The following is a 16,384-nucleotide window of genomic DNA, read 5'->3' on the forward strand; positions in this document are numbered from 1 at the left end:
CCGCCCTTGCCTGCCTTGCCGGCTGAGTCTTTGAGTTCGGCCTTGGCGAGGTCGACTTCCTGGCGCATCAGGGTGGACAGGTCGCGGGTGACTTCACCGAGCAGCTCACCCAACGAGGTGTTATCGGCCTTCACGTGCGCCGCCGACGCTGGAGACTCCGGAATCTGACTACTCACAGGTGGCGCCCTTCCCCTTCGGCGTACGGGTCTGCGACCGTTGCCGGCCGCACGGGCTCACCCAATGCAGGCTCACCGAATGCAGGCTCGCCGTAGGCTGGCTGACCCAATGCTGGCTCACCGAATGCGGGCTGGCCGTATGCGGGCTGACCCGATGCTGGCTGGCTGTATGCGGGCTGACCGTATGCCGGCTCACCGTACGGGGGCTGGGCCAGTCCGGGCTGGGCTGATCCTGGCCGGCCGACGACTGGTTCGTCGTAGAACGGCCCACCAACCCCGGCCGTCATGCCCGGCTCGGTGGTGGGATATGCCGGCGGGTAGCTGGACTGCTGCACTGCCGGGCTGGGGGTTCCGGTCGAAGCGGGGGCGCCGGCCTGCAGGCTGCGGCCCAGCCGTCCTGCCAGCACGCCCGCGCCTGCGGCGAGGAGGAGGAAGGTGCCGGGTCGCTGCCGCGCGAAGCCCTTGACTTCTTTCAGCAGGGATCCGGGGTCCCGGCCGTCAAGCCACGACGCTACGGACTGCGACCGATCGGCGGCCTGCCGCACGAGGTCCGAGGCCACGCCAGGCTCATTGGAAGCTTCCGCCATGGCGCGCAGTTCGTCCGAAACCGAGCGCAGGCCGTCGGCTACCTTCTGCTGCTGTGTTCCCGCCTGGCTGGTGAGATCTGATTTGGCCTGGTGCAGGAGGTCCCGGGCGTTGGCTTTCGCCTCGGAGGCAACATTGGCAGCCTCCGCCTTGGCCGTATGGACCACGTCCTGGGCCGCGCCAGCTGCCTGGTTGGCCACCTGTGAAGCCTCTGTTTTCGCCGCGTCGGTTTTTGAAGCAGAGCCGCCCGGCGCTCCGGCGAGCGTGGCCGGGGCCGGGTCGCCGTACTGGTCGAGGGTCGACGGGGATGTCTGGGGCCATTGGTTCTCAGTCATTGTCGCTCTCTTTCTTGATGGATCACGTTCTTGATGGATCACTATGGCGAGGAGTGCCAGCGATGCCGGCGCGGATCGAATAGTAAGCAAGGTTAGTATTCGATACTAAGCACACTTGCCATCTAGTTTGCAATGGTTGGCTTTCCTGGCGCGGGCATTCGGGAGGGGAGGCGGGCACTCTTCGGCAAGAATCACAAGCCTGCTTGCCAAGTGGATGATAAGCATGCTTATGGTGGTGGCGTGAACCATGCGTAATCCGCCGACGACGTGCCCCGCCGTCGTAGGCAAGGCAGCATCGACGTCACTGCGTCGTGTGAACGTCAGAAGGTGTGAACGTCAGAGGCAAGGACGGTTCAGATGAAGAGCAATTCAGAGAATGATGTCCGGGACGGATACCGGCTCCTCATCCTGGCGGCGAGGTTGTTACAGCGCCGCCAGGATCAGGTCCTGGCTCCCTTGGGACTGACCCGGGCTGCGGCTATTGCCATGGGCGGCCTCGCCAACGGGCCCCTCAACCAGGAACAGTTAGCCACTGTCATCCATGTCAAAAGCCAGACCATCGGCAGGGTCCTGGAGCGGCTCCACGGGGCGGGGCTGGTCACCAGGACACGCCATCCGCGGGACCGGCGCCAACTAACCATTGGGCTCACGGACGCTGGCCGGGCCCTCCTGCAGTCCGCCCGTGATGCCCAGGCCAACGCCTACCCCGTGGACTCGCAGGGATGGCGGAAACTCCGCAGGGAACTCACCAGGTTCGTGGACAGCCTGCAGGAGGACCCCGCTTCCGCAGGACCCCATTCAACGTCCAGAGTGCCCCGTCATTGGAACAATGAGTGAGGAAGCCATGCAGGACCCGCCTCATATTGAGAGCCGAAACGACGGTGCTCATGATGCTTGTCCCTGGCGTGTGTGGACGCGCAGGCCTGCGTTGCCCCGCGTCCGTCCGGCGTCCACCAAGCGCTGGGCCTCGACGACGTCGGCGAGGCTGTCGGTCCTGTCGATGACCGCCCTGTACTTGCCTTCCCCCGCGAGGCTTGCGAGGTAGCGCACGTCGCCGGCGGCGTATCTGAGCTTGAGGCCGCCGGCGGTGACCAGGAGCAGGGCACCTCCCGCTGCGGGACTCCCTTGCACCCTCGCGAACGGAGCGTTGCGCACGCAGGCCATGACGACGTCGTACGTTGCGTCCCTGCGGTGAAATCAGCCGTCGTGATTCGCGTTCGCCCTGGACCTCTTCCTGGACGGCATCGAACGGCTCAACCAGCGTGGCTGGAGTTCCCGGGCAGCCCGACTCGAGCGTGGATAAATGGAAGCGGACGACGACGGGATCTCCCGACGTCGTCCGCTTGGCTTTGGTGCCTAGAGTTCGCCCTGGTGCGCGGTGCCCGCCGGCACGGGCACCAGACGGGTAACTTCCACCGGCTTTTCGAGGAGTCCGTCCAGCGACGCGTTGAGCCGTTTGACGGGCTCGCCGGCGCCGTGGGCGTCCAGCAGCTCCGCACTTTCCCATTTTTCGATCATGATGATGCGGCCAGTCGGCGATTCATGGATGGCGTACAGCAGGCAGCCCGCTTCCTCGTGCACTTCTGCAATGGCCGGGGCGAGGGCAGCGACCACTTGGTCATAGGTGCCTTCTCTGGGAGTGAATTCTGCGGTGACAACGATGGTCATGGGCATCTTTTCCTTACGAGTGAAACGGGATCTGCATTGGAGGTCATGTTAGCCGTGTGGGGACAGTAATCCTGCCTCGATGTTGTGCGCGGCCGACGCCGGAATTGATTCAGTGTTGTTCAGTTCCTCGTTCGTTCTTGTCGTCGTCGGTCGTATCCCGTGGGGATAAGCCTCGAAGTAGTACGCCAGGGCACCCGGGGATCCTTGGCGCTGAAGTAGGTATCATCGGAGCATTCGTCCCCTTGAGAGTGGAGTGGTCCATGCAGCTCGGCGCCTTTTCGATCAGTCTCACAGTCAAGGACATCGCAGCGTCAGCCGCGTTCTACGAGAAACTCGGCTTCACCAGCTTCGCCGGCGACATCACCCAAAACTGGCTGATCCTGAAGAACGGCGAGACGGTGATCGGCCTCTTCGAGGGGATGTTTGAGAAGAACATGCTCACGTTTAACCCGGGCTGGAACCAGAACGCCGAGGCGCTCGGCGCCTTTACCGATGTGCGCGATATCCAGAGGGAACTCAAGTCCCAGGGCGTGGAGTTTGTGTCCGAGGCCGATGACGCCACAGCGGGCCCGGGTAGCTTCATCGTGGTGGATCCGGACGGTAACCCGGTGCTGGTCGATCAGCACGTCTGACCCGTTTCCCCGGGACCGCGCTAGGGCAACCGTGACGCCTTGAGCATCGTGGCCTCGCCGGCCCGGCCGGGCTCCAACGGGACCGGGCTGACCAGAACGGCCGGCCCGCGGTGGAGGAATCCGTCCGTGAGCGGCTGGCAGCGCACACCACCTCGGCCACGCATTGCCTTATGCGCGCCGGGGGCGAGCATCTGGTCCATCCATGCGCAGGGGTTGGCGGGACGGCCGGCCTTCAGCCCCACCTCCTGTCCGCGCGATTCCAGCACGAAGTTGCCGCCAATCAGTGGTGCCAGCTGGGCGCCCCGGAGGACTATGTTGCGCCGGGTCAGCAGCGGGTCAAACGGTGAGGTGCCGAGCTCCGCCGCCATCGCTTCGAGAGCCTCGATGGACATCAGGGTCACGGCCGCGTCCATATGTGCGGCCTTGCCGAAAAACCGGTCCCCGACGATCCCCTTCCCCGCCACCAGTTCGACACATTCCGCGTCCGTGGTGGGGACATCGGCCGCCCCTTCGCGTGCGCGGCCGAAGTAGGCGTGCGCGGGGGACACCAGCAGATGCAGGATGTCGACGTCGTACCGAAAGCTTTCCGTCATGCTTCCACGCTATCCCCACAGCCGGTGTGCGTCGCGTGCGGGTGATGGACGACGGCGGGGAGTCCCGCTGTCGTCGGTCCGTGGGGCTCGTGCTGGGCCGCACGAAGCGGCCGTCTTGCTTGAATGTCGGACCCCCTTGTCATGATGGGTGTATGGGGAAAGCGGCGGTGGCGAAGGCGTTTGCGGACATGGAGTCTGCTCTTGCTGTGCTCACTGCCGAGGCGGACGGTTCTGGTTCTGAGTGGTCGGCGGAGGGTGATCCGTTGGCGGGTGTGGCTGATGGGTGCTTGGATATCCTTGCCGGGGCCCGGAGGGTGGAGGCCGGGTTGGCGGGGGTGAAGGCCCGGTCTGCCGTGACGTACGCGGACGCCGTCCAGGCTGTCGCGCCGCCGGAGGCTTCGGTGCGGGCGCAGGAGGCGGCGGTGACTGCGGAGATCGGGTGTGTCCTGATTATCGGGCCGCGGGCCGCGGGGGCTTTGCTGTCCGAGTCCCGTGAGCTGACCACGAGGTTGCCGTTGACCCTGGCCGCGCTGCGGGCGGGCACGATTTCGTGGCAGCATGCCCGGGTGATGGTGGATGAAGCCGGCACCCTTGATCGGGCCGGTGCCGCGGCGCTGGAGGCCCACTTCCTGGACCCGGACGTACCGGACCCGGCTCTGGGGTGTCCTGCGGGGGAGATGCCGGCGTCCCGGTTCCGGGCCAAGGCCCGCACGTGGCGGGAACGCCACCACGCCGAGAGTATCGAGAAACGCCACGCCAAGGGTGTCCTGGACCGGCGGGTTGAGTATGCCCCGGACCGGGACGGGATGGCGTGGCTCTCGGCGTATCTGCCCGCGGACCGGGCGGCGGCGATCTGGAACCGGACCACCGCGATCGCCCGAGGCCTGCAGGGCCCGGAGGAGTCCCTGACCCTTATGCAGCGCCGAGCTGACGTGTTCGCCACAGCCCTCCTGACCAGCGGAACCAACGGATCCAACGGATCAAACGGATCAAGGGACGATGCTGCAGCCTTCCTGGCCAGCGGACCCAGCGGATCAAGCCCCGATGCTGCCGGGAGCACGAATCCGGCAGGCCACGGTCCCGGGCAGGTCCCGCACCCGCGGGCCCAGGTCCTCGTGACGGTCCCGGTGTTTTCCCTGCTCGGGGCCACCGAGGAACCGGCGATGCTGGACGGGTACGGCCCGATCCCGGCGTCGATGGCGAGGGACCTCGTGGCGAACGGGGCGGACTCGTTCTACCGGGTCCTGGTTGACCCGCGGGACGGGGCGCCGCTGGAGATCGGCCGGACCAGCTACCGTTTGACCAAGGCGATGCGGAACTGGCTGCGGCTGCGGGACGGTAAGTGCCCGTTCCCTGGTTGTTCCAACCAATCCCTGGACAACGAAGCCGACCATATCCTCGCCTGGGCCAAGGGCGGCACCACCGGCATAACAAATCTGGGCCAGCCATGCCCCAACCACCACCGCCTGAGGCATACCAGCGCCTGGCGGCCCACCCCGGCGACCAAGAACGAACCGCCGGGCTGGATCTCGCCCTCGGGGCGACGATACCGAAGCGAACACCAGGATTGGGAAACACCCCACTGGCCCCACCAACCCAAACCGCAGGAAAAATCGAAGGAAAAACTGAAGGAAGGAGCACCGCGCCGTCACCCGGCCAGACACCCGGCTACAAACCCGGTCAGCCACCCGCGCGGCCACCCGGACAGACACCCGGCCAGAGACCCAGCCAGTCACCCGGACCTTATCCACACCGAACTATCACCGGGCGAAGACGGCCTGGAACGGTTCCTCCACGCCCTCGCCTAACTGTCACAGCCGTGGGACGCACGCCCCGGTTCCCAAGAGGGCGAGCCCGGCCCGGTCGCCGGCGCCAAAGTCGAACTGCCCGCTGTTCTCTTCATGCATCAATTGCGTCGGGTCGTCCACGTGATCCAAGCCGAGGACGTGCGCGAGTTCGTGCATGATGATGGCGCGGACCAGCAGGGAGCCGTCGGAACGGGCCAGGATTTCCCTGAGTCCAGGTGCGTCAAGTGTCACCTGGCCTGCGACAAAAACGTACGGCTCACCGGGGATGTGGGCGTAGGAGCTGCCTCCAGTTCCCGCAACCTTCCCGGCCAAGTCTGGTGATTCCTCCGGCGTTGACCAGACAATGAGCACTGGCGCCCATTGTTTGCCGTAGCGGTCAGGTTGGTACGTCGAACGCGTTTTCGACGGCGCCTCGGCAGTCGTTCCGTCGTAAACAAAGTGCAGGCCCGAGGCGGCGGAGACCAAGGACACTGCCTGTTCGATAAGCCGCTCGGTTCCGGGCGGCGCGTTATCGGGCCGAACCACGTAGTGCACGGGGCGGCAGGGGTCATAGGCAACAAAACGCTGGCCGGGGTCCGGCGACTGCTGCAGGACGTAGGCGGTCGATCCGCTGGACGCCGGCGGGAGCCCGAGCGGCGCGGACGCAGCCTCAAAACCAGGCGGCGGCACCTTGGCACCAGGCAGGTATGGCATGACGTCGGGTAGCACGTACCGATCGAAGAGAGCCGGTGTGAAGTAGAGACCCACTACCAAGGCGATACCCAGAATCGTGGTAAACGGCTTTCTCCACCTTCGCCCGCGGATTTTCTTTCGGTTGGCGGTCCTCCTGGCTGAGATTTGCGAAACCGGGGGACCCCGCCAGGGATCCGGAGCCTGCAACTTGCCCAGTGCCTCATCAATCGCCCACTGCGGAACGCGTCCGCTGGGCGAACGGCGGATCCGCGGAAGACCGTCGTCGCCAGAATCCGATCCCAATAGTTCCCCCTTGTGCCGCCATACCCATCTCCGTTGATGGTCAGATCAGCATAATGCCCGGCGCTGAAGCGTACGACGCCGTCGCCTCCCGCCGTCTCCTGCTTGATTTGTGTGCCGCGCTAGTCCTCGATGGTTACGCCGCGCCAGAAGGCGATACGGCCCTCGATGGGCTTCGCCCGCGTTGTGGTCTCCGGGTAGAACCAGGCGGCAGCAACGTTCAGCTTCCCGTCCACTTCCAGCGTATGGTAACTGGCTTGGCCCTTCCACGGGCAAACGGAATGCAGATCGCTGTCCCTGAGGTAACCGGCGGTGACGGTGTTGCGGGGAAAGTAGTGATTGCCTTCCACCACCACTGTCTCTTCGGACTCGGCAATGACTTTCCCGTTCCAGACAGCCTTGACCATGTGGTTCCTCTCTTTGGGGGGGGCGGCCCGTTCCATGAGGGACCTCCTTCTGGTGTGCCACTTTAGGTATGCCAACGGCATCGCCGGGGCGCTTTGTTCCCGGCCGCACGTGGGTACCACCAGGCGCAGGCCACGAGGACAGCTTCTGTTCATGGCCCCGAAACCGTGCAGCCCCGCGACGTTAGTCCTCGGCATGAAGTCTGTTAACGCACAAGCTCAGCGAAATGCCAGGGGATTCCCCGGTCACCTGAGCTGCCATTGACTCGACCGAGGAGTACTCCTGTGTTCGTGAGAAGCGCCGTCACCGCCTTTGTGGCACTTGCGTCCGCGACCGCACTCGCGGCCGCGCCTGCTGTTCCATCCGCCGCCAGTGTCCCCTCGAATGACAAGGCGTTCAGTTTTGGGGTCGTCGGCGACATCCCCTACGGCGCCGATGACCTCGCCAAGTTCCCCGCACACATCAAGGACATCAACGCCGATACCGACCTGAAGTTCGTCGCGCACGTGGGGGACATTAAGAACGGGTCATCCGTTTGTTCCGACGAATACTTCCAGCGCATCCGCACCGAGTTCGATAGCTTCGAGCACCCGCTGGTCTTCACCCCCGGCGATAACGAATGGGTGGACTGCCACCGCACCAACAACGGTGCATACAACCCGCTGGAACGGCTGGACAAGCTGCGGGAGGTGTTCTTCAACCGACCCGGGAAGACGCTCGGCGAGACAATGCCCATCAAGAGCCAGGAACGCCTGGGCCTGCCCGAGAACGTCCGCTTCACGCAGAACCGCGTGGCATTCTCCGTGGTGAACGTCCAGGGCAGCAACAACTCCCTCCAGCCGTGGACCGGCCTGGGCGAGACGGCTGCCACGCCTGAGCAGCTGGCCGAGGTGGAGCACCGGAAGGCGGCCGAACTGGAGCAGATCCGCGCCACTTTCAGCGACGCCACGCGCCGCAACGACCGTGCCGTGGTCCTGATGACGCAGGCTGACATGTTCGATCCGGCGCTGCTCGACGCAGCCCTGGCCAACCCGGAAACAGTCTCCGGCTTCCGCGAAATTGTCCGGGCCATCATCGACGAGACCAACCGTTTCGACGGTCCCGTCTATCTCATCAACGGTGACAGTCACGTCTACGCCGACAACCAGCCGCTGGCGGCCGGCTCACCGTGGCTGGCTGTCTACGGCCACGCCGCGGCCGCCGACCAGCTTCAGCGCATCACCGTGGACGGATCGGCCAACGCCACCAACTACGTGAAGTTCCGCGTCGCCCCCAACAGCTCAAAGGACGGCGAGGTCCTGTCCTGGGAAAAGGTCCCCTTCAGCGGGTAACCGCTGCGGTGGAGCGGACGAYGGCGGCGCCTCCCGCCGTCGTCCGCTTCCGTTTCCCGTCCGAAACCTGCCCCGGGAATGAATCCTTGAACTTGAATGTTCAAGCAATCATGGACTTTGGCATCTTTACTTTCGGCGAACTAACCCGCAGCGACACCGGCAGCGCCCTCTCGCCGCATCAGCGGCTCAAGGAGATTATCGAGCTAGCGAAGCTGGCGGACCAGGCAGGCCTCGGCTTCATGGGCCTGGGCGAGCACCACCGGCACGACTTCGCCCTCTCGGCCCCCGAAATCGTGCTGGCGGCCATCGCCCGGGAAACCACCAACCTCCGGCTCAGCACGGCAGTGACCGTGCTGTCCACCCAGGACCCCGTGCGGCTCTTTGAGCAGTTCGCCACCCTGGACCTCATCTCCGACGGCCGTGCCGAGATTATTGCCGGCCGCGGGGCCTTTATCGAGTCCTACCCGCTGTTCGGCCACGACACCGCCGACTACGACGGACTGTTCGACGAGAAGCTGCGCATGCTCCTCGAGCTCCGCGACAATGCAGTCCTGGACTGGAAGGGGAGCCTGACCCAAAGCATTCCCGGCATGGACATCGCACCCCGGCCCCTGCAGGAAAAGCTTCCCGTGTGGGTGGGTGTCGGCGGGACGCCCGCCAGCTTCGCCCGCGCGGGCAGGCTCGGACTGCCGCTGTCCATCGCACTGCTCTCCGGCCCGGAGCGCTTCCGCCGCCTGGCCGAGCTGTACCGGCACAGTGCGGAAGAAGCAGGCCACGATGCCGCCGCACTGCCGGTGGGGGTGGGCGGCCACTTCTTCGCGGCCGCCACGTCCCAGCAGGCGCGCGACACCTTCTACCCGCACTACCGGGCGTATTTCGAGCAGAACATGCCACGCAATGTGGACCATTTCCCGCGTTCCACCTTTGATGATTGGAGTGATCCCGGCGGTGGACTGCTGGTGGGAAGCCCGCAGCAGGTCATCGAGAAACTCCTCCAAATCCACCAGACCCTGGGCAATACCCGCTACATGGCGCAGATCGGCCTCGGCGGCCTGCCGTTCGCCGAAACCGCCCGCTCCATCGAACTGCTCGCCACCGAAATCATGCCCGCCGTCAATCGGGAGCTGGGCGTCGGAGTCGCCTAAACGCAACGGAAACGGGCGACGGCGGGAGGTCCCGCCGTCGCCCATCCCACCTGAACTGCCTGGGAAAGCCCGGCAGCGGCCCGAAGGTCAGCCTTGCGTCCGTTGGCGGTACTGCCGGGGCGTTTCGCCGGCGTCGTTCAGGAAGTGCCTGTTGAAGTTGGACAGGTTGGAAAACCCGACTTCGTAGCAAATGTCCGAGATGGCTTTGTCGCTGTGCTCCAGCAGGCGCCGGGCATGGGCGAGCCGAAGCTTGCGGACCAGGTCGCTGAAATTCTGCCCGGTGGCGCGTTTGAAGTACTTCGAAAATGTCGGTTCGGGCATGCCAACCAGGGCAGCCGCCTCGGACATTTTCACACTGCCAGCGTGGTTGCTGAAGACGTACTCAAGAACGATATCCACCACGGCCGCGGCCTGGCCATCCAGCTGGGGCCTGAACCATTCATCCGCCAGATAGCGCCGGTCCTCCTGCGGTGCATGCGCTAGCACCGCAAACAGTTCCAGGAGATGGTGCAGCCGCGCCAGTCCGGTGGAAACGCCCATGGCTTCGATGGCCGCCGCCGCGGCCTCAGCCGTTCGCCCCAGGAACTCGATCCCGCGCGCGGACTGTTCCAGCAGCGGCTTAACCTCGGCCAGTTCCGGAACAAGCCCAGCGGTCTGCTCCACCCACTTTCCATCGAACTGGATCAGGGCGTCCCTGCCCTCGATGACTTCGCCGGGCTCCAGGTCGCTGACCCAGTCGTGGGGCAGTCCTGATCCGACCAGGGACACGTGCCCGGCCTCGAAGGTGCCGATGTGGTCTCCCACGATGAACTTGCCGGTGCCCTTCCGGATCAGATGGATCTCGTACTCGGGGTGATAGTTCCAGCGGGCTGCCGCGGTGGGATAGTCATGCTCGTGCCACCGGACCGAATGGTCCGGGTCGGGCGGGATGACTTCCCGGCTGGCGCGCATCCCCAGCAGCCTCTCGGCCAGCCTGGCTGTTGCTCCGTCGGTGGGAACTGCCGTGCTCATGCTTGTACTCCAGGCATCCGCGGTTATGAAAAATGGACAGCACCGTGGGGCGCCTTCCCACAGTAGCGCCTGCCGCCCACAGTCCGGTAGGGAAAATTTGTATCAGAAACGGGCATGCACGGCGCTAGTTGTGCCGTACCCCACACCCCTACAGTTGAGGAAGACCAGCCCGGCACATCGAAATCCCGATGACCGGCCCTACAGCCCAGTACGTCGATAAAGCAGTCGACGCGAGCAGGCTGTGTACCCCCCTAAGAACAAAGGAGTCCTTAATGCGCCCAAAAATGCGTGCTGCGACCCTCGCCGTCGGCGCTTTGTGCGTCGCCCTGAGTGCCTCAGCCTGTGCCGGTGCCGGCGGAGGCAATTCAGCCGGAGACCCGAAAAGCATCAACGTCCTGATGGTGAACAACCCCCAGATGGAGGACCTGCAGCGGCTCACCGCTGATAACTTCACCAAGGAAACCGGCATCCTGGTCAACTACACCATCCTTCCGGAGAACGACGTCCGCGCCAAGATCAGCCAGGAGTTCTCCAGCCAGGCCGGCCAGTACGACGTCGCGTCGCTGTCCAACTATGAGATCCCGTTCTACTCCGCCAACGGCTGGCTCGCGCCGCTGGACAATGTGGCCGCCGACGCGAAGTTTGACCAAAAAGATATCCTGCCCGCCTACACGGCATCCCTCACCGGCACGGACGGAAAGCTGTACGGCGAACCGTTTTACGGTGAATCGTCCTTCCTGATGTACCGGAAAGACATCCTGGCGGCCAAAGGCCTGACCATGCCGGCCAAGCCCACTTGGGATGAGGTCGCGGACATCGCGGCGAAGGTGGACGGGGCGGCTCCGGGGATGAAGGGCATCTGCCTGCGCGGCCAGCCGGGCTGGGGCCAGGTCTTCGCTCCGCTGACCACCGTGGTGAACACCTTCGGCGGCACCTGGTTCGACAAGGACTGGAACGCTCAGGTCAACAGCCCTGAATTCACCGCCGCCGTCGATTTTTACACCAAGCTCGTGCGCGAGCACGGTGAAGCAGGCGCCGCGCAGGCAGGCTTCACCGAATGCCTGAACAACCTGAGCCAGGGCAATGTGGCCATGTGGTACGACGCCACCTCGGCCGCAGGTGCCCTGGAAGCCGACTCGTCACCGGTGAAGGGGAAGATCGGCTACGCCCAGGCACCGGTCAAGGAAACCAAGCCCTCCGGCTGGCTGTGGACCTGGTCCTGGGCCATGCAGGCGGCCTCAAAGAAGCAGGATGCCGCCGGGAAATTCATCTCCTGGGCCAGCTCAAAGGAGTACGAGGCACTCGTGGCGTCCAAGCTCGGCTGGGCAAAGGTTCCCTCCGGCAAACGCATCTCCACCTATGAGAATCCCGAATTCCAAAAGGCGGCGCCGTTCTTCGAAGCCGAACGTTTCGCCATTGAGAACGCGGACCCGAAAAACCCCGGCGCGCAGCCACGTCCCGCCGTCGGCATCCAATTTGTCGGCATTCCCGAGTTCGCTGCCCTGGGCACCAACGTCTCCCAGGGAGTGAGTTCGGCCATCGCAGGCCAGGGCTCCGTGGCTGATGCGCTGGCCAAGGGCCAGGAAGCCGCCCAAAAAATCGGCAACAAGTACAAGTAGCAACAACCGAACCGCAGGAGAACATCATGACTACCGCAACGGCGCGCATCTCCCGCCCGGGACACCACGCAGCCAAACCAACACGAAACGCCCGGTCGCGCGAACGCGCCCTGGCCTGGGCCCGGCGTGCACCGCTGCTTCCGGCCCTGATCTTCCTTATCGTTGTCACCCAGCTTCCGTTCGTGGTGACACTGATCATCTCGTTCCTGAACTGGAACAGCCTGAGCCCTGACAAGACCGCATTCGCCGGCCTCGAGAACTATGCCACGGTCCTCACAGACCCGGACCTGCGGCAGGCGATCTTCACCACCATCCTTCTCACTGTCTCCGTGGTGCTGTTCAGCCTGCTCGTCGGCCTGGGCCTTGCCCTACTGCTGGACAAGAAGTTCATCGGCAGGGGACTGGCACGGACCCTGTTGATCGCACCGTTCCTGGTGGTGCCGGTGGCAGCGGCCCTCATCTGGAAGCATGCCCTCCTCAACCCCACCTACGGGCTGATCAACGGCATCCTGACCTGGATCTGGTCACTCTTCGGCAGCGGCACGGCGCCCCAGCTGGACCTGCTCTCGCAGGCACCCCTGATGGCCGTGATCATCTCACTGGTGTGGCAGTGGACCCCGTTCATGATGCTCATCCTGCTGGCGGGCCTGCAGTCCCGCCCCATGGACACCGTCGAAGCGGCGCAGATGGACGGCGCCACACCCTGGGCGATATTCCGGCACCTCACGCTGCCGCACCTGCGCCAGTACATCGAGCTCGGCGGCCTTCTCGGAGCCATCTACATCGTGCAGAACTTCGACGCCGTCTTCACCCTCACCGCGGGCGGACTGGGCACAGCCAACCTGCCCTACGCCATCTACCAGACGTTCTATTTCGCCAACGAATACGGCCTGGCCTCCGCAGCCGGCGTCGTGGTGGTCATCGGCACCATCATCGTGGCGACCTTTGCCCTCCGCACCGTATTCTCGCTCTTCAAGAAGGAGGCAGCACGATGAGCACGCTCACTCCTGCCGCGCCACGCAATACGGGCTCTGCCCGGTCCGCATCAGCCACCGCACTGAACACCGGCACCCGCAAGCGCGGCAAGTCGCGCATGGACCCCACCCGCAACAACACCGCCGCCGGCCTCGGGGCCTGGCTGCTCGCCCTGCTGTTCGCCGCCCCGGTCCTGTGGATGATCCTGACGTCCTTCCACTCCGAAACCGATGCAGCCACGAACCCGCCGTCCATCGCCGCAAACCTCACCCTGGACGCGTACCGGGAATTCTTCGGGGAAACGTCCGGCGTCAGCCCGTGGCCGTCGCTGATCAACTCCGCCACCGCCTCGATCCTGTCCACGGTCCTCGTCCTGGTGCTGGCCATCCCGGCCGCCTACGCACTGTCCATCCGGCCGGTGAAGAAGTGGACCGACGTGATGTTCTTCTTCCTCTCCACCAAAATGATGCCGGTGGTGGCTGCGATCCTGCCGCTCTACCTGTTCGCCAGAACCGTCGGTGCCCTGGACAACATCTGGTTCCTGGTCCTGATGTACACGTCCATGAACCTGCCCATCGCGGTCTGGATGATGCGGTCCTTCCTCGCTGAAGTACCGGTGGAAATGCTGGAAGCCGCCCAGATCGACGGCGCCGGGCTGCTCCTGACGCTTCGCAAGGTAGTTGCACCCGTGGCCATGCCCGGCATCGCCGCGACCGCCCTGATCTGCTTCATCTTCAGCTGGAACGAGCTGCTCCTGGCCCGGGTCCTCACGGGGGTGGTGGCAGGCACTGCCCCCGTTTTCCTCACCGGCTTCGTCTCGGGCCAGGGCCTCTTCCTCGCGAAGGTCTGCGCGGCCGCCGTCGTCATCTCGCTGCCGGTGCTGTTCGCCGGTTTTGCCGCCCAGGACAAGCTCGTCCAGGGCCTCTCGCTCGGCGCCGTGAAATAACTGGCACCTCCACTTTCGAATTCGTAGAAGGAGTACTCCCATGACCACCCCAACCACCCATTCCCCCGCTACCAGCCTCGATGCCCCCGCCGTCAGCCCCGAACGCCCCACCACCATGCGCGCCTCCGTCCTGAAGCGCCAGGGCGAAATGGCGATGGAAACCCTGCCCGTTCCGCAGCTCGACGCCGACCAGGTCCTGGTGCAGGTCGCCGCCGTAGGCGTCTGCGGCAGCGACGTCCACTACTACGAACACGGCCGGATTGGTGACTACGTGGTGGACCACCCGCTCATCCTCGGCCACGAACTCTCCGGCCGGATCGCCGCCGTCGGAAGCGCCGTGGATCCCGCCCGCATCGGTAACCGGGTCGCCGTCGAACCCCAGCGCCCTTGCCGCAAGTGCAAGCAGTGCAAAGCCGGGCGCTACAACCTCTGCCCGGACATCGAGTTCTACGCCACCCCGCCGATCGACGGCGCCTTCGCCGAGTACGTGACCATCCAGTCTGACTTCGCCTTCGACATCCCGGACAGCGTCAGTGACGAGGCGGCCGCGCTCATCGAACCGCTCTCTGTGGGTCTTTGGGCCTGTGAGCGCGCCGAGATCAAGCCCGGTAGCCGGGTCCTGATCGCCGGTGCCGGCCCCATCGGCATCATCGCAGCCCAGGCCGCCCGGGCCTTCGGTGCCACGGAAATCTACATCACGGACATCGCCGAAGACCGGCTGGACTTCGCGCTCCAGCACGGGGCAACGCACGCGCTCAACGCCAAAACGGACAGCGTGGAAGGGCTTGACGTCGATGCGTTCATTGACGCATCCGGCGCCCCGCAGGCAGTCCGTTCCGGCATCAAGGCAGTGGGCCCGGCCGGCCGCGTGATCCTGGTGGGGCTCGGGGCGGACGATGTGGAACTCCCCGTTTCGTTCATCCAGAACCGGGAGATCTGGCTCTCCGGCGTCTTCCGGTACACCAACACCTGGCCGCTGGCGATCCAGCTGATCGCCGACGGAAAAGTGGACCTGGACATCCTGGTGACCGGCAAGTTCAGCCTCGCCGAGTCTGAAGAAGCGCTGAAAGCCGGCAAGCAGGCGGGCCAGCTCAAGGCCGTCGTCTACCCGGGCCGCTGACCATGATCACCGTCATCGGCGAATCGCTGGTGGACATCATCAGCGACCCGCACCGGGAGCTGCCTCCCCAGGGAACTTCTACGCAGGCGCACCCGGGCGGGAGCCCGCTGAACGTGGCGGTGGGCGCTGCCCGCCTCGGCCTGGCGACCACGCTCGTGACGCACTACGCCGACGACCCCTACGGCGATGTGATCGAAGACCACCTCAACACCAATGGCGTCACGGCGATCAGGGGCGGCAGCGCACCGACGTCGACGGCGACAGCCACGCTCAGTCCCGACGGCGCCGCCACCTATGCGTTCAACATCAGCTGGGACATCAACGGGGCAGCCCTTCCCGCCCTTGAAGCCGTGCAGCGTTCCCACCATGTCCATACAGGCTCCATCGCGGCCGCCGTTGCTCCAGGAGACCAGGCCACGCTTGCCCTCCTGGCGGGAGCGGGGGAGCACGCGAGCATCAGCTACGATCCGAATTGCCGCCCCGGGATCGGCCCGGATGTGGCTGCGGCACGCGGGCAGGCGGAACGCTTCGTGGCCGCCAGCGACATCGTCAAAGCCAGCGATGAGGACCTGGCCTGGCTCTACCCGGACCGGACGCCGGAGGAGACCGCTTCAGCATGGCTGGAACTCGGGCCGGCAGTGGTGGCCATGACGCGAGGCGCCGAAGGTCCGGTCCTCCTTTCCCGCCACGGCAGGGTGGAGCTGGCAGCCGAACCCGTCGCCGTGGCAGACACCGTAGGCGCCGGCGACTCTTTTATGGCCGCGCTCATCTCCGGCCTGGACCAACTCAAAGCACTTGGAGTTGCCGGCCGGCCGCGGCTGCAGGCCCTGACCGTAGAGGACCTGCGGACGCTCGCCGCCTACGCCAACCGCGCGGCGGCGATCACCTGCTCCCGTCCGGGGGCCAACCCGCCGGACGCGACCGAACTCGGTCCGCTGGCTCTCCCAGCCGCGGTCCTGGAAACGTCAAGCGAAGGATACTTCGAACCGCTGCACGCTTGCCCGGCGGCCCGTGCTGATGCTCGGAACCGCGACTAAAGCCGTTCAGGACTGAGCGGTACGTG

The 16,384-nt window shown here is 65.2% G+C and carries 18 protein-coding genes; 10 read left to right on the forward strand and 8 right to left on the reverse strand.

Annotation, left to right across the window (positions count from 1 at the left end):
- The coding region (locus AC1DIM_RS12105; protein WP_477710848.1) for a phage holin family protein at positions 1-176 on the reverse strand (176 nt) is incomplete at its 3' end.
- Positions 173-1,096: a hypothetical protein gene (locus AC1DIM_RS12110; RefSeq protein ID WP_477710733.1), complete on the reverse strand. Its 924-nt coding sequence runs from the start codon at positions 1,094-1,096 to the stop codon at positions 173-175. The genes AC1DIM_RS12105 and AC1DIM_RS12110, both read right to left, overlap by 4 nt.
- Positions 1,097-1,453: 357 nt before the next feature.
- On the opposite strand from AC1DIM_RS12110, the gene AC1DIM_RS12115 reads away from it, so the two are divergent.
- Complete coding sequence (locus tag AC1DIM_RS12115; protein WP_477710734.1) at positions 1,454-1,933, forward strand: MarR family transcriptional regulator; 480 nt, start codon at positions 1,454-1,456, stop codon at positions 1,931-1,933.
- A gap of 48 nt (positions 1,934-1,981) precedes the next feature.
- On the opposite strand, the gene AC1DIM_RS12120 is transcribed toward AC1DIM_RS12115, so the two are convergent.
- Together AC1DIM_RS12120 and AC1DIM_RS12125 are read right to left on the reverse strand one after the other, a co-directional pair.
- Positions 1,982-2,260 carry a zinc-binding dehydrogenase gene (locus AC1DIM_RS12120; protein WP_477710735.1) on the reverse strand — a complete coding sequence of 93 codons (279 nt, stop codon included), beginning with the start codon at positions 2,258-2,260 and terminating at the stop codon, positions 1,982-1,984.
- A gap of 192 nt (positions 2,261-2,452) precedes the next feature.
- Positions 2,453-2,764, reverse strand: coding sequence for a putative quinol monooxygenase (locus AC1DIM_RS12125; protein WP_477710736.1), 312 nt, complete (start codon positions 2,762-2,764; stop codon positions 2,453-2,455).
- A 260-nt stretch (positions 2,765-3,024) separates the two neighbouring features.
- On the opposite strand from AC1DIM_RS12125, the gene AC1DIM_RS12130 reads away from it, so the two are divergent.
- The gene (locus AC1DIM_RS12130; RefSeq protein WP_477710737.1) at positions 3,025-3,396 is read left to right on the forward strand and encodes a VOC family protein; all 372 of its coding nucleotides are present in this window, start codon (positions 3,025-3,027) and stop codon (positions 3,394-3,396) included.
- Between the two features lie 20 nt (positions 3,397-3,416).
- Here the strand turns inward: AC1DIM_RS12130 and AC1DIM_RS12135 are convergent, their stop codons facing one another.
- The gene (locus AC1DIM_RS12135; RefSeq protein WP_477710738.1) at positions 3,417-3,989 is read right to left on the reverse strand and encodes an MOSC domain-containing protein; all 573 of its coding nucleotides are present in this window, start codon (positions 3,987-3,989) and stop codon (positions 3,417-3,419) included.
- 152 nt (positions 3,990-4,141) lie between these two features.
- Here AC1DIM_RS12135 and AC1DIM_RS12140 point away from each other — a divergent pair, with 152 nt between their 5' ends.
- Positions 4,142-5,797, forward strand: coding sequence for an HNH endonuclease signature motif containing protein (locus AC1DIM_RS12140; RefSeq protein WP_477710739.1), 1,656 nt, complete (start codon positions 4,142-4,144; stop codon positions 5,795-5,797).
- Between the two features lie 3 nt (positions 5,798-5,800).
- On the opposite strand, the gene AC1DIM_RS12145 is transcribed toward AC1DIM_RS12140, so the two are convergent.
- Positions 5,801-6,490 (reverse strand): matrixin family metalloprotease, encoded by a 690-nt coding sequence (locus AC1DIM_RS12145; RefSeq protein WP_477710740.1) that lies wholly within the window; start codon positions 6,488-6,490, stop codon positions 5,801-5,803.
- Between the two features lie 401 nt (positions 6,491-6,891).
- Positions 6,892-7,212, reverse strand: coding sequence for a DUF427 domain-containing protein (locus tag AC1DIM_RS12150; RefSeq protein ID WP_477710741.1), 321 nt, complete (start codon positions 7,210-7,212; stop codon positions 6,892-6,894).
- Positions 7,213-7,458: 246 nt separating this feature from the next.
- Here AC1DIM_RS12150 and AC1DIM_RS12155 point away from each other — a divergent pair, with 246 nt between their 5' ends.
- Positions 7,459-8,505 (forward strand): hypothetical protein, encoded by a 1,047-nt coding sequence (locus AC1DIM_RS12155; protein WP_477710742.1) that lies wholly within the window; start codon positions 7,459-7,461, stop codon positions 8,503-8,505.
- Positions 8,506-8,597: 92 nt separating this feature from the next.
- A complete protein-coding gene (locus tag AC1DIM_RS12160; protein WP_477710743.1) occupies positions 8,598-9,650 on the forward strand; it encodes an LLM class flavin-dependent oxidoreductase in 1,053 nt (350 codons plus the stop codon).
- Positions 9,651-9,737: 87 nt separating this feature from the next.
- Here AC1DIM_RS12160 and AC1DIM_RS12165 read toward each other — a convergent pair whose 3' ends face one another.
- A complete protein-coding gene (locus AC1DIM_RS12165; RefSeq protein ID WP_477710744.1) occupies positions 9,738-10,661 on the reverse strand; it encodes an AraC family transcriptional regulator in 924 nt (307 codons plus the stop codon).
- Positions 10,662-10,933: 272 nt separating this feature from the next.
- On the opposite strand from AC1DIM_RS12165, the gene AC1DIM_RS12170 reads away from it, so the two are divergent.
- From AC1DIM_RS12170 to AC1DIM_RS12190, 5 genes are read left to right on the forward strand one after another with little or no spacing between them, the layout of a single operon-like run.
- Entirely contained in the window at positions 10,934-12,280 is a 1,347-nt protein-coding gene (locus AC1DIM_RS12170) for an ABC transporter substrate-binding protein (RefSeq protein WP_477710745.1), read from the forward strand.
- 26 nt (positions 12,281-12,306) lie between these two features.
- On the forward strand, positions 12,307-13,275 hold the full coding sequence (locus AC1DIM_RS12175; protein ID WP_477710746.1) for a carbohydrate ABC transporter permease: 969 nt from the start codon (positions 12,307-12,309) through the stop codon (positions 13,273-13,275).
- Positions 13,272-14,201, forward strand: a complete 930-nt coding sequence (locus AC1DIM_RS12180; RefSeq protein ID WP_477710747.1) for a carbohydrate ABC transporter permease — start codon at positions 13,272-13,274, stop codon at positions 14,199-14,201. Before AC1DIM_RS12175 ends, AC1DIM_RS12180 begins: the two co-directional genes overlap by 4 nt.
- A gap of 40 nt (positions 14,202-14,241) precedes the next feature.
- A complete protein-coding gene (locus AC1DIM_RS12185; protein ID WP_477710748.1) occupies positions 14,242-15,321 on the forward strand; it encodes an NAD(P)-dependent alcohol dehydrogenase in 1,080 nt (359 codons plus the stop codon).
- A 2-nt stretch (positions 15,322-15,323) separates the two neighbouring features.
- On the forward strand, positions 15,324-16,358 hold the full coding sequence (locus tag AC1DIM_RS12190; RefSeq protein WP_477710749.1) for a carbohydrate kinase family protein: 1,035 nt from the start codon (positions 15,324-15,326) through the stop codon (positions 16,356-16,358).
- The last annotated feature ends 26 nt before the right edge of the window (positions 16,359-16,384 follow it).

The sequence above is a fragment of the Pseudarthrobacter sp. 01T43 genome, from assembly GCF_056398665.1.